Source organism: Acidovorax sp. BL-A-41-H1, from assembly GCF_051942715.1.
The window spans coordinates 17,566-30,169 of record NZ_JBPVJQ010000013.1; the positions used below are offsets into that span (position 1 = coordinate 17,566).

Below are 12,604 nucleotides of genomic sequence, written 5' to 3' on the forward strand. Positions count from 1 at the left end.
CAGGAGACAACCTCACCCATGGATTCCATTGCTTCCCCCGCCGTTTCCCCTGCCGCACTGCAAGGCGTGCGTGTCATCGAAATGGGCCAGCTCATTGCCGGGCCGTTCTGCGGCAAGACGCTGGGCGAGTTTGGCGCCGACGTGATCAAGATCGAAGCCCCCGAGACCGGCGACCCCCTGCGCAACTGGCGCCTGATCAAGGAAGGCACCTCCGTCTGGTGGCAGGTGCAGTCGCGCAACAAGCGCTCCGTGGCGCTGGACCTGCGCCAGAAGGAAGGCCAGGACATCGCCCGCCAGCTCATCGCTGAAGCCGATGTGCTGGTCGAGAACTTCCGCCCCGGCACGCTCGAAGGCTGGGGCATGTCGCCCGAAGAGTTGCACCAACTCAACCCCGGCCTGGTGATGCTGCGCATCTCTGGCTACGGCCAGACCGGGCCGTACCGCGATCTGCCCGGTTTTGGCGCCATTGGCGAGGCCATGGGCGGCCTGCGCCACCTGACCGGCGAGCCCGGCCGCGTGCCGGTGCGTGTGGGGGTGTCGATTGGCGACACGCTGGCGGCGCTGCACGGCACCATCGGCGTGCTCACGGCGCTGTACCACCGCAAGGTCAACGGTGGCAAGGGCCAGGTGATTGATGTGGCGCTGCACGAGGCGGTGTTCAACGTGATGGAAAGCCTGATCCCCGAATACAGCGCCTTTGGCGTGGTGCGTGAGGCGGCAGGCAGTGCGCTGCCGGGCATTGCACCGAGCAACGCCTACCCCTGCCAGGACGGCTGGGTGCTGGTGGCGGGCAATGGCGACAGCATTTTCAAGCGCCTGATGGACGCGATTGGCCGGCCCGACCTGGGCGCCGCGCCGGACCTCGCCAACAACACCGGCCGCGTGGCGCGTGTGGAAGAGATCGACGCTGCGATTGGCGCCTGGAGCGCGCAGCGCACCGTGCAGCAGGTGCTGGACGCGCTGGGCGCCGCCCGCGTGCCCGCGGGCAAGGTCTACACCGCCAAGGACATTGCCGAAGACCCGCACTACCGCGCCCGCGACATGCTGCTGACGCAAGAGACGCGCGATGGCTACTGCGTGCAGGTGCCGGGCATCGTGCCCAAGTTGTCCGGCACGCCGGGGACCATTCGCAGTAGTGCACCGCACTTGGGCGATGACACCGATGCCGTGTTGGCAGAAATGGGGCTTACTGCCGAGCAGATTGCGCTACTGCGCAGCAAAGGAGTGGTGCAATGAACGCACCCATCACCGTCTGGCAAGGCACAGGCCGCCGCATTCACATGCAGGAAGTGGGCCTGCGCGACGGCCTGCAGATGGAGAAGACCTTCGTTCCCACCGAAGACAAGATTGCGTTGTGCAATGCGTTGTCGGTAGCGGGCCTGTCCAAGATCGAAGTGACTTCGTTCACATCGCCCACTGCCATTCCTGCGCTCAAGGATGCCGAGGTCGTCATGCGCGAGATCACGCGCCGCCCCGGCACGGTCTACACCGCGCTGGTGCCCAATCTGCGCGGGGCCGAGCGCGCCATCGAGTCGCGCACGGACGAGTTGAACCTGGTCATGTCCGTCAGCGCCACCCACAACCTGGCCAATCTGCGCATGACGCAGGAACAGTCGTTCACCGCGCTGGCGCAGGTGGTGGCCCTGGCGCAGGGCGCCAATGTGGCGGTGAATGTGTCGCTGTCCTGTGTTTTCGGTTGCCCCATGGAAGGTGATGTGGCCCAGGCCGATGTGTTCGGCTGGGTGCAGCGTTTTGTGGATATGGGCGTGCGTGGCATCACGCTGTGCGACACCACGGGCATGGCTCACCCCACGCAGGTGCACCAGCTCACGGTGGCCGCCCGCGCACGCTGGCCGGGGGTGGAGTTCACCCTGCATTTCCACAACACGCGGGGCATGGGCCTCGCCAATGTGCTGGCGGCCATCGACGCGGGGGCTGACCGGTTCGACGCGTCCCTGGGCGGTCTGGGCGGCTGCCCCTATGCACCGGGCGCCAGCGGTAACGTCTGCAGCGAAGAGATCGTGCACGCGCTGGGGTTGATGGGCTATGACACGGGGGTGGATCTGGCGCAACTGGTGGCCGCCGCGCAGCAGCTGCCTGCGCTCATCGGCCACGACATTCCGAGCCAGATCGCCAAGGCGGGGCCGCGGTTGACGCTGCACCCGGTGCCTGCCGATTTCGATGCCATCCGCGAAAGAGCGCTGTCCCGCTGAAAGCTGGCGCGCCAGCACCCCACCATCACAACAGGAGACAAAAGCCATGACCTTCGCCACCCCACTGTCCCGCCGACTCTTCACGGCCGCCGTGTTCTGCTCTGCCGCCTTCGCGGCGGGCGCGCAGGACAAGTACCCCTCCAAGCCCATCACCGTGGTCGTGCCCCAGGCTGCGGGCGGCGCCAACGACGCCATTGCGCGCGTGGTGGCGCAAAAGCTCGGCGAGCAACTGGGCCAGAGCGTGATCGTGGAGAACCGCCCTGGTGCCGGCGGCACGCTGGCCACGGGCACCACGGCCCGCGCGCGCAACGATGGCTACACCCTGCTGCTGACGGCCGACAGCGCCCATGTGATTGGCCCCGCGCTGTACAAGAACCCCGGCTTTGACCCGGTGAAGGACTTTGCCCCCGTGGCCCCTGTCGCCACGGCCGGTTATGTGCTGGTGGCGCACCCGTCATTTCCCGCCAACAACGTGGCCGAGCTGGTGAATTTGGCCAAGGCCAGCCCTGGCAAGTATTCGATTGCCTCGGCGGGCAACGGTACGCTGAATCATCTGATCGGCGAGATGCTGCAAAAGGCCGCAGGCATCCAGCTGCAGCACATCCCGTACAAGGGCTCGGCGGCTGCCGCCACCGACGTGGTGGGCGGGCAGGTGCCGCTGTCGGTGCAAAGCCTGCCGTCGGCCATCGCGTTCATCAAGGCGAGCAAGCTCAAGGTGCTGGGCGTGGTCAATGAAAAGCGCGTGGCCGCGCTGCCCGATGTACCCACGATTGGCGAAACCATCAAGGGCTTTGGCCAGGCGCCCTGGTACGCGCTGTTTGCCCCGGCCGGCACGCCCGCGCCCATCGTGACGCAGCTGCAGGCCGAAGTGGCGCGTGCGCTGGAACACAAGGATGTGGTGGACAAGTTGGCCACCGTGGGCTGCGAGCCCTTCAAGGGCACGGCGGCGCAGCTGGCAGCGCTGGTGCAGTCCGACCTGCCCAAGTGGAGCCGCGTGGTCAAGGACACGGGCGCCACGGTCGATTGACCAGCGCTTCCTCCGCGCCCTCCCGCTCTCGCAATTCAGATTTTTGACAACAACGACAACGGAGACATTCCTTTCATGCAAACCACCCGTAAACAATTCACCACCCTGGCTCTGGTCGCACTGGCCACCGGCTTTGTTGGCCATGCATCGGCGCAGGGCGCCTACCCGTCCAAAAACGTCACCCTGGTGGTGCCCACCGCCGCAGGCGGCACCACCGACCTGTCGGCCCGCATGTTGGCGCAGGCCCTGGCTCCGGTGCTGGGCCAGTCGGTCATCGTGGACAACAAGGGCGGTGGCAACGGCAACATTGCCGCCAGCGCCGTCAAGCGGGCCGAGGCCGATGGCTACACGCTGCTCATGCAGTACTCGGGCTACCACGTCATCTCGCCCCACATCACCAAACAAAAGCAGTGGGAGCAGGCCGACTTCCAGCCCGTGGCCAATGTCATCTCGGCCCCGCAGATCATCGTGGTGCGGGCCGACCTGCCGGTGAAGACGCTGCCCGAGCTGATCGCCTACGCCAAGGCCCACCCCGGCAAGCTCAACTACGCCTCGTCGGGCAACGGCTCGCTGCAGCACGTCACAGGTGCCATGCTGGAGCAGCAGGGTGGCATCAAGATGGTCCACGTGCCCTACAAAGGCACGGGCCCCGCGCTGCAGGATCTGCTGGGCGGCCAGGTGGACCTGACATTCGGCACCGCGCCCCCCTTCATGCCCCACATCGCCAGCGGCAAGCTGCGCGTGCTGGCCGTGACGGGCAAGCAGCGCCTGCCCAGCCTGCCCGATGTGCCCACCACCGCCGAGGCGGGCTACCCCAAGGTGGATGCCACCTCGTGGTTTGCGGTGTTTGCCCCCGCCGCCGTGCCCAAGGCCGTGGTGGACAAGCTCACGGCTGATATCCGCACCGTGGTGCAGAACCCGGCCTTCCAGCAGAAGGCGCAGGAGCAGGGCGCCACGGCCGACTACCAGACCCCGGCGCAGCTGGGCGACAAGGTGAAGGCAGATCTTGCCAACTGGGCGCAGGTGGTGAAAACGTCGAAGATCGAGGCGGAGTGACCCGGAGGGGGCGGGAAATTGGATTAAAAAGCCTGCTACCGCCCGCTAGATATGCGCAAGTAGCTATTTATTTCATAGCGAATGATCCCTGGCGCGCACAAGGCCACAATACGCGCCATGTCTGATGTGCATTCCGAAGAACTCCTGGCGCAGGTGGCTGCGCTGCCTGCGCTGCCGGGCGTGTACCGCTATTTCGACGCGCAGGATGCGCTGCTGTATGTGGGCAAGGCGCTCAACCTCAAGCGCCGGGTGTCCAGCTACTTCCAGAAGAACCATGGCGGCACGCGCATCGGCCACATGGTCAGCAAGATCGTGCGCATGGAGACCACCGTGGTGCGCTCCGAGGCCGAGGCGCTGCTGCTGGAAAACAACCTCATCAAGACGTTGAACCCCAAGTTCAACATCCTGTTCCGCGACGACAAGAGCTACCCCTATCTGAAGATCACCGGCACGCCGGGCGCGCATACGCGGGGTGATGCGCCGGGCCAGGTATTTCCGCGCATGGCCTATTACCGGGGCGCGGTCGATAAAAAGCACCGCTACTTTGGTCCGTACCCCAGCGCCTGGGCGGTGAAGGAGACCATCCAGCTGCTGCAAAAAGTCTTCCGGCTGCGCACCTGCGAAGACACGGTGTTTGCCAACCGCACACGGCCCTGCCTGCTGTACCAGATCAAGCGCTGCACCGGGCCCTGTGTGGACTTGATCTCGCCCGAGGCCTATGCGGCCGACGTGCAGCATGCCGAGGCGCTGCTGCGCGGCGAAACGCAGGAGCTGCTGCAGGCGCTGGAGGCGCGCATGATGGCGCACTCCGACAAGCTCGAATTTGAGCAGGCGGCCGAAGTGCGCAACCAGATCCAGGCACTGTCGCGCGTGCTGCACCAGCAGTCCATCGAGACGGTGGATGACAAGGATGTGGACATCCTGGCCGTGCGCGTGCAAGGCGGCCGTGCCTGCGTGAACCTGGCCATGGTGCGCGGTGGCCGCCACCTGGGAGACAGGCCGTACTTTCCGGTGCATGTCGAGGATGCGGCGGCGGTGTATGCGGAAGAGGGGGGCGAGGGCACAGACGCTGTGGAGGGCGTTGACGGGGAAAGCGCCGCGCCTGCTCTGCCTGCCCGGCCCGTGGAGGTGCTGGTGCTTGAAGCCTTCATCGCCCAGCACTACATCGGCGTGCCTGTGCCCCCGCTGCTGGTGACCAGCGTGCCGGTGGACAAGGCCCTGCTCGACGCGCTGACCGAACAAAGCGGCCTGCGCGTGAACGCCATCCACCAGCCCCGCGAACAGCGCCGTGCCTGGCTGGACATGGCCCAGAAGAACGCCGACCTGCAACTCGCCCGCCTTTTGGCCGAGGAGGGCTCGCAGCAAGCCCGCACCCGCGCGCTGGCCGAGGCCCTGGATCTGCCGCCCGAAGACCTGGACCAGCTCACCATCGAGTGCTTCGACATCTCGCACACGGCGGGCGAATCCACCCAGGCGTCCTGTGTGGTCTTCCACCACCACAAGATGCAGAGCAGCGAATACCGCCGTTACAAGATCGAGGGCATCACGGGCGGCGACGACTACGCCGCCATGCGCCAGGTGCTCACACGCCGCTACAGCAAGGTGGTGGAGGCGCAGCGTGAGGAGGGGGGCATCGACTATGCGAAGTCTCCCGAAGCGCAAGCCGCAGCCCGCCCCAAGGGCCAGGCGCGCCTGCCCGACCTGGTGCTCATCGACGGAGGCAAGGGCCAGGTGGGCGTGGCGCGCGAGGTGTTCACCGCGCTGGGGCTGGACCTGACCCGCATCGTGGGGGTGGAGAAGGGCGAGGGCCGCAAAGTGGGCCTGGAAGAGCTGGTGTTTGCCGATGGGCGCGAGAAGGTCTATCTGGGCAAGGATTCGGCCGCGCTGATGCTGGTGGCGCAGATCCGCGACGAGGCGCACCGCTTTGCCATCACGGGAATGCGCGCGGCGCGCGCCAAGGTGCGGGTGGGCGGCGGGCAGCTTGAAGAAATTGCGGGCGTCGGCCCCAAGAAGCGCGCGCGGCTGCTGCAGCGGTTTGGTGGGGTGCGCGGCGTGGCGGCGGCCAGTGTCGAGGACCTGGCCACCGTCGATGGCATCTCGCGCGAGTTGGCAGAAGAAATTTACAAGGCCCTGAGATAAGCCCCGCGCAGTTCCACGGCCGCGCCGTGACACAATCGCCGCCATGTTCTGGACTATCCCCACCTTGATGACCTGGACGCGCATCGTCGCGATACCTTTGATCGTGGGGGTGTTCTATGCGCCACTGGAGCCAGCCACACGCAATCTCATCGCCACCGTGATGTTCGTGGTGTTCGCCGCCACCGACTGGCTGGACGGCTACCTGGCCCGCAAGCTCAACCAGACTTCGTCCTTCGGCGCGTTCCTTGACCCGGTGGCCGACAAGTTCCTGGTGTGTGCATCGCTGCTGGTGCTGGTGCATCTGCAACGTGCCGATGTGTTTGTGGCCCTCATCATCATCGGCCGCGAAATTGCCATCTCGGCGCTGCGCGAGTGGATGGCGCAGATCGGTGCGAGCAAGAGCGTGGCCGTGCACATGATCGGCAAAGTGAAGACCACGGTGCAGATGCTGGCCATCCCCTTCCTGCTGTACGACGGGCGCCTGTTTGGCCTGATCGACACGGGCGTGTGGGGCGCTTGGCTCATCTGGGCATCTGCCGTGCTCACGGTCTGGTCCATGGTGTATTACCTGCAGAAGGCGCTCCCCGAAATCCGGGCTCGCGTCAAGTAATTTTCAAGCTTTTTAGGCCGCTTGCGCGCTCTGAGTAAGCGCAGGTAGCTATATTTTCAGGAGCATTCCCGTGGCTAAACATCGCATTGCCGTGGTGGCGGGTGACGGCATTGGCAAAGAGGTCATGCCCGAGGGCCTGCGTGTGCTGGACGTGGCTGCGCGCAAGTTCGGCATCGACTTGCACTTTGACCATTTCGACTTTTCGAGCTGGGACTACTACGAGAAGCACGGCAAGATGCTGCCCGACAACTGGAAGGACCAGATCGGCGGCCATGAGGCCATCTACTTCGGCGCCGTGGGCTGGCCCGAGAAGATTGCCGACCATGTTTCGCTCTGGGGTTCGCTGCTGCTGTTCCGCCGCGAGTTTGACCAGTACATCAACCTGCGCCCCGCACGCCTCATGCCCGGCGTGATCGCGCCTGTGGTGCGCCGCGACGGCAGCCCGCGTCTGCCCGGCGAGATCGACATGCTGATCGTGCGGGAGAACACCGAGGGCGAGTACTCCAGCATCGGTGGCCGCATGTACGAAGGCACGCCGCGCGAGATCGTGATGCAGGAGACGGTGATGTCCCGCCACGGCGTGGACCGCGTGCTGAAGTTTGCCTTCGACCTGGCCCAGTCGCGCCCCAAGAAGCACCTGACCAGCGCCACAAAATCCAACGGCATCGCCATCACCATGCCATATTGGGACGAGCGTGTGGCCGAGATGGCCAAGTCGTATCCGGATGTGAAGGTGGACAAGTTCCACATCGACATCCTTACGGCCCATTTCGTGCAGCGTCCCGACTTTTTCGATGTAGTGGTGGCCAGCAACCTGTTTGGCGACATCCTTTCGGACCTGGGGCCGGCCTGCACGGGCACCATCGGCATCGCGCCCAGCGCCAACCTCAATCCCACGCGCACCATGCCGTCGCTGTTCGAGCCCGTGCATGGCTCAGCGCCCGACATCGCCGGGCAGGGCATTGCCAACCCCATCGGCCAGATCTGGTGTGGCGCGATGATGCTGGACTTCCTGGGTTACCGGGCGGCGCACGATGCGGTGCTGGCCGCGATCGAGGCCGTGCTGGACCCCCAAAGTGGCGGGCCGCGTACCCCTGATCTGGGCGGAAAATCCAGCACGCGGGACGTTGGCAAGGCCATTGCCGAGGCGTTATCGGCCGTTTGAGTGGCGCCAGAATTGGGGTGTCAATACGGGATGCTGCCCATACGGCGTGTTTGAGACAAAACGGCCCGGCAAGCCCTGTCGCTGCGTGAAATACGACTAGAATTCATCGCAACGCTGCGTCAAATCAGCGTGCTGTATTGACACTCTGAAACTCGATGGCTTTAATCTGATGCAGCAGCCACTGCTGTGTATGCCAGTCATTCCCCCGCCTGTTCCCCATCAGCCTTCGGCTGTGCCGTCAGACGTGTGAAGACCAGATATCCGCGAGACATTCCATCAACTCTTTTCCGAGAGGCTTCTTGTGAACAAAACCGAACTGATCGAGCACATCGCTACCAACGCCGACATCTCCAAGGCCGCTGCTGCGCGTGCCCTGGAATCCACGATCGAGGCTGTCAAGAAGACTCTGAAGAAGGGCGGCACGGTGTCGCTCGTCGGTTTTGGCACTTTTGCCGTGGGCAAGCGCGCTGCCCGCACGGGCCGCAATCCCCGTACCGGCGCTACGATTAAAATCAAAGCTGCTAAAGTTCCAAAGTTCCGTCCTGGCAAGGCATTGAAAGATGCCTTGAACTGAGGATCAAGTTTAGGTGGGGTCCTTAGCTCAGTTGGTAGAGCGGCTCCTTTACACGGAGTAGGTCGGCGGTTCGAGACCGTCAGGACCCACCATCACCGAACAAAGGCGAACGCAAGTTCGCCTTTTGTTTTTTGCCTCTTGAAAGATCGACCATGTTTGAATCCATCCGCAAGCACTCCAAGATCGTGATGATCTTCTTGTTCTTGCTGATCATTCCTTCGTTTGTGCTGGTAGGCATTGACAGCAACTACTTCTCTGAAAAGAGCCCGGTGGTGGCGCGTGTCGATGGAGACAATATCAAGCAGACAGACTGGGACAATGCCCACCGCATGGAGACGGACCGCATTCGCGCGCAGTCTCCCACGGTCGATCCCAAGTTGCTGGACTCGCCTAGCGCACGCTACGCCACGCTGGAGCGCCTGGTGCGCGACCGTGTGCTGGCCGCTGCCGCGAAAAAAATGCACCTCGTCACCAGCGATGCGCGCCTGGCACGCAGCCTGCAGGAGATCCCGGCGATCGCCGGTCTCAAGCGCGCGGACGGAACCCTGGACGCCGAAGCCTACCGCGCCCTGGTGGCCGGCCAGGGCCTCACGCCTGCGGGTTTTGAGGCCAATGTGCGCCGCGACATCTCCATCAACCAGGTCATGGGTGGCGTGATGGGCTCGGCTTTTGGTTCGGATGCACAGGTCAAGCTGGCCCTGAACGCCTTGTACGAGCGGCGCGACATCCAGGTGGCACGTTTCAATGCATCCGATTTTGCGAGCAAGGTCACGCCCACGGATGCGGACCTTGAAGCCTATTACAAAGCCCATCCCGCGCAGTTTCAGCAGCTGGAACAGGCGGCCGTGGAGTATGTGGTGCTGGACCTCGACAGTGTCCGCGCCACCATCTCCCTGAGTGAAGACGACCTGCGTACCTATTACAAGGAAAACGTGGCGCGCATGACGGCCAAGGAGGAGCGCCGCGCAAGCCACATCCTCGTCAATGCCGCCAAGGATGCACCGGCTGCAGACCGCGAGAAGGCCAAGGCCCGCGCTGCCGAACTGCTTGCCCAGGTGCGCAAGGCGCCCGCGAGTTTTGCGGACGTGGCGAAGAAATCCTCAGACGATAAGGGCTCGGCCGTGGTCGGCGGAGACCTCAACTTCTTCGCCCGTGGCGCCATGGTCAAGCCTTTCGAAGATGCGGCCTTTGCTCTGAAGAAGGGCGAGATCAGCGATGTGGTGGAGAGCGATTTTGGCTTTCACATCATCCAGTTGACCGACATCAAGACGCCCCGCCAGCCCTCGTTCGAGGAGCTGCGTCCTTCGATGGAAGCCGAGCTCAAGCAGCAGCAGGCCCAGCGCAAATTCGCCGAAGTGGCCGAGTCCTTCACCAACGGTGTGTACGAGCAGGCAGACAGCCTGCAGCCGGTGGCCGACAAGCTCAAGCTCAAGGTGCAGACGGCCACGGGCGTCACCCGCACCCCAGCACCAGGCGCCAAGGGGCCCCTGGCCAATGCCAAGTTCCTGGAGGCACTGTTTGCTTCGGACTCCGTGCAGAACAAGCGCAACACCGAAGCCGTCGAAGTGGGCCCCAGCCAGATGGCCGCAGGCCGCGTGACGACCTACACCCCGGCTCGCACCTTGCCGCTGGACGAAGTGCGGGCCCGCGTGCGCACCCTCTATGTGGCCGAAAAGTCGGCCGAACTGGCGCGCAAGGAAGGCGAGGCCAAGCTGGCCGCCTGGAAGGCAGCGCCTGCTTCGGCCACGGGCCTTTCTACAGCGGTGGAAGTATCGCGTGAACAACCCCAGAACCTGCCCCGCCCGGTGATTGACGCCGCCTTGCGCGCACCTGCCGATGCCTTGCCCGGCTGGACGGGCGTGGACCTGGGGACCGCTGGCTACATGGTGGTCAAGGTCAACCGCGTGGTACCCCGCCAGGCGCCTGATGCGCAGCGTGCCCAGCAGGAGCGCCAGCAGTACGAGCAGTGGCTGACGACCGCAGAAGGCTTGGCTTACTACGAATTGCTGAAGCAGCGCTTCAAGGTGCAGATCAAGGCCCCGCGTCCTGACGCTGCAGCCCAAGTCACTGCAGAAAATTAAGCAATTTAGTCCTGGGGGCAAAAACCCAGGCTATAATACAAAGCTACGGTGGCTGTAGCTCAGTTGGTAGAGTCCAGGATTGTGATTCCTGTTGTCGTGGGTTCGAGCCCCATCAGCCACCCCAAAATGCAAAGCGCTGCAACGGAGACGTTGCAGCGCTTTTTTGCTTTCTGCAGTGGTTTTCAGGCCCCGGTTCCGACTATCGCGACCTGTTCTCCCACTTAGTTTCTCCAACGGTCGTTTTGCCAGAAGAAGGCAGCGCATACTGCTTGTTTCACTGCTTTCTGGGAGCCCCTGATGAATCTGGTAGTCCGCGATGCGTCGCCGAGTGAGAAGCGTGGCAATGCCATGTCTGCGGCCCTGGCCAAGGAGCAGTTGGAATACGCGGTCAAGATTGTGAAAGAAGTACTGCCCCAGAGTGCGGGAGATTCGGCGTTGATTGGCGCCGTGGTGCAGGCCATCGCAATGAACTATGCGGCCGTACCGCAACCCAACCGCTAGCCGCAAAAGCGCTGAACCCATCGACCGACCATCCTGAAGCGAGGATGTGGTGGCTCTGCGCGGCCTGGCCGAAGTGGATTTTTCGACGTTTTCCCCTGGCGCAATCAACGCCAGTCGGATGAGTTTTACCGCGTGAATATTGGCCCCGGAGGAGTTCACATAGTGCCCTAAAACCCGTATGAATTCTGGGTTTGGCACTTTCGATTTAAAAAAGTACCGTCAAAAGTACCGTCATTTGTGAAAGTGTCCACGGTGTCGGTCGGTAGCAACGCAGGGGGCCTAAGTTGTTAACTTGCCATGGCTCGATGCTAGGCCCTACCTCGTAGCTCTTTGACTAGGATTGCGTCATCATTGCAGGGTGGCTCACAATCGCACGGGACAATCTATGGGGTGTGAGCGTGAAGAAACTACTTGTCATCGCTGCCGCGGTTGTTTTGGGGGGCTGCAATGCCACCATGCCGACAGCACAATCAAATATACGCATCACTACCGATGATGACCCATCGCGTAAGTGCTTTGCTGCATTGGCAAACAAACCGGAGTTGCAAGTCCTAAAGCCAAAGGTTGGCAGCATTGCTGCGGCGGCTAGCGTTGGTCTGGAGCACATGGCGCGACAAGACAAGGCGACCGATGAGGACAAGGCTGCGATCAAAGTATGGGCGGACGAGCGGAACAACTGCATTGAGTCTGGCAAGCAGTTCCGCCAGATGTATCAACCCGTTATGTATAACGGCTTGCCAGAAGCCTCAAATGCAGAGTTCATCATCGCAATGTCCAAGCTCTACTCGGGCGAGTGGACTTACGGTCAATTCAGTTCGCACCGCAAGCAACTCAGCGTGAAATACGATAGCCTGTGGCAGGCGGCACGACAGCAAGAGGGGCAAGCGAACCAGGCCTCGCAAAGCAGACGCGCTGCTGAACAAGCCCAAGCGAATGCCGATTTCGCCAATGCGATGCTGCTCATGCAGGCCGCGCAACCACGACCATCTGCGCCAATCCTCGCACCTTCAATCTCATGTTCATCGCGGGCCGCTGGCGGAACGGTCTTTACAGACTGTCGATAGGGGCGGTGCGCTGCTGGGTGCATGTTCCATCTGCCAACTAGCCAGCGCGCGCATGGGCTGGCTGTTCCACTCCCGTCAGAACGGTTTGTTGTGTACGGGCTGGGAGACTGGAAGCCCATGCTGCGGTTTTCCCACATCCAAACGCTAAGAACTAGACGCAATATTCAGCACTGC

Annotated in this window: 11 protein-coding genes and 2 tRNA genes; all 13 read left to right on the top strand. The window is 63.2% G+C overall.

Going from position 1 to position 12,604, the window contains the following annotated elements:
- The first annotated feature begins 18 nt into the window (after positions 1 to 18).
- The 13 genes from ACTPOI_RS25115 (at position 19) to ACTPOI_RS25175 (ending at position 12,430) form a co-directional block, all read left to right on the top strand.
- Positions 19 to 1,236: a CaiB/BaiF CoA transferase family protein gene (locus ACTPOI_RS25115; RefSeq protein WP_440114187.1), complete on the top strand. Its 1,218-nt coding sequence runs from the start codon at positions 19 to 21 to the stop codon at positions 1,234 to 1,236.
- Positions 1,233 to 2,213, top strand: coding sequence for a hydroxymethylglutaryl-CoA lyase (locus tag ACTPOI_RS25120; RefSeq protein WP_440114190.1), 981 nt, complete (start codon positions 1,233 to 1,235; stop codon positions 2,211 to 2,213). Before ACTPOI_RS25115 ends, ACTPOI_RS25120 begins: the two co-directional genes overlap by 4 nt.
- 46 nt (positions 2,214 to 2,259) lie before the next feature.
- Positions 2,260 to 3,240: a Bug family tripartite tricarboxylate transporter substrate binding protein gene (locus ACTPOI_RS25125; RefSeq protein ID WP_440114193.1), complete on the top strand. Its 981-nt coding sequence runs from the start codon at positions 2,260 to 2,262 to the stop codon at positions 3,238 to 3,240.
- 75 nt (positions 3,241 to 3,315) lie between these two features.
- Positions 3,316 to 4,296, top strand: coding sequence for a Bug family tripartite tricarboxylate transporter substrate binding protein (locus ACTPOI_RS25130; protein ID WP_094287746.1), 981 nt, complete (start codon positions 3,316 to 3,318; stop codon positions 4,294 to 4,296).
- A 117-nt stretch (positions 4,297 to 4,413) separates the two neighbouring features.
- The gene (gene uvrC / locus ACTPOI_RS25135) at positions 4,414 to 6,435 is read left to right on the top strand and encodes an excinuclease ABC subunit UvrC (RefSeq protein ID WP_440114197.1); all 2,022 of its coding nucleotides are present in this window, start codon (positions 4,414 to 4,416) and stop codon (positions 6,433 to 6,435) included.
- A 43-nt stretch (positions 6,436 to 6,478) separates the two neighbouring features.
- Complete coding sequence (gene pgsA, locus ACTPOI_RS25140; RefSeq protein WP_440114200.1) at positions 6,479 to 7,045, top strand: CDP-diacylglycerol--glycerol-3-phosphate 3-phosphatidyltransferase; 567 nt, start codon at positions 6,479 to 6,481, stop codon at positions 7,043 to 7,045.
- 70 nt (positions 7,046 to 7,115) lie between these two features.
- Complete coding sequence (locus ACTPOI_RS25145) at positions 7,116 to 8,210, top strand: tartrate dehydrogenase (RefSeq protein WP_094287750.1); 1,095 nt, start codon at positions 7,116 to 7,118, stop codon at positions 8,208 to 8,210.
- A gap of 301 nt (positions 8,211 to 8,511) precedes the next feature.
- Positions 8,512 to 8,784, top strand: a complete 273-nt coding sequence (locus ACTPOI_RS25150) for an HU family DNA-binding protein (protein WP_008906675.1) — start codon at positions 8,512 to 8,514, stop codon at positions 8,782 to 8,784.
- A 16-nt stretch (positions 8,785 to 8,800) separates the two neighbouring features.
- A tRNA-Val gene (locus ACTPOI_RS25155) sits at positions 8,801 to 8,876 on the top strand.
- 60 nt (positions 8,877 to 8,936) lie between these two features.
- Positions 8,937 to 10,865 carry a SurA N-terminal domain-containing protein gene (locus ACTPOI_RS25160; protein ID WP_252661759.1) on the top strand — a complete coding sequence of 643 codons (1,929 nt, stop codon included), beginning with the start codon at positions 8,937 to 8,939 and terminating at the stop codon, positions 10,863 to 10,865.
- A 48-nt stretch (positions 10,866 to 10,913) separates the two neighbouring features.
- Positions 10,914 to 10,989: transfer RNA gene (locus ACTPOI_RS25165), tRNA-His, on the top strand.
- A 173-nt stretch (positions 10,990 to 11,162) separates the two neighbouring features.
- The gene (locus ACTPOI_RS25170; protein ID WP_094287754.1) at positions 11,163 to 11,366 is read left to right on the top strand and encodes a hypothetical protein; all 204 of its coding nucleotides are present in this window, start codon (positions 11,163 to 11,165) and stop codon (positions 11,364 to 11,366) included.
- A 398-nt stretch (positions 11,367 to 11,764) separates the two neighbouring features.
- Positions 11,765 to 12,430, top strand: a complete 666-nt coding sequence (locus tag ACTPOI_RS25175) for a hypothetical protein (protein ID WP_440114205.1) — start codon at positions 11,765 to 11,767, stop codon at positions 12,428 to 12,430.
- Positions 12,431 to 12,604: the final 174 nt, after the last annotated feature.

Coding starts and splice junctions, on each gene's coding strand:
- ACTPOI_RS25120 (WP_440114190.1), top strand. CDS start 1,233: ATGAACGCACCCATCACCGTCTGGCAAGGCACAGGCCGCCGCATTCAC.
- ACTPOI_RS25130 (WP_094287746.1), top strand. CDS start 3,316: ATGCAAACCACCCGTAAACAATTCACCACCCTGGCTCTGGTCGCACTG.
- ACTPOI_RS25115 (WP_440114187.1), top strand. CDS start 19: ATGGATTCCATTGCTTCCCCCGCCGTTTCCCCTGCCGCACTGCAAGGC.
- pgsA (WP_440114200.1), top strand. CDS start 6,479: ATGTTCTGGACTATCCCCACCTTGATGACCTGGACGCGCATCGTCGCG.
- uvrC (WP_440114197.1), top strand. CDS start 4,414: ATGTCTGATGTGCATTCCGAAGAACTCCTGGCGCAGGTGGCTGCGCTG.
- ACTPOI_RS25170 (WP_094287754.1), top strand. CDS start 11,163: ATGAATCTGGTAGTCCGCGATGCGTCGCCGAGTGAGAAGCGTGGCAAT.
- ACTPOI_RS25125 (WP_440114193.1), top strand. CDS start 2,260: ATGACCTTCGCCACCCCACTGTCCCGCCGACTCTTCACGGCCGCCGTG.
- ACTPOI_RS25160 (WP_252661759.1), top strand. CDS start 8,937: ATGTTTGAATCCATCCGCAAGCACTCCAAGATCGTGATGATCTTCTTG.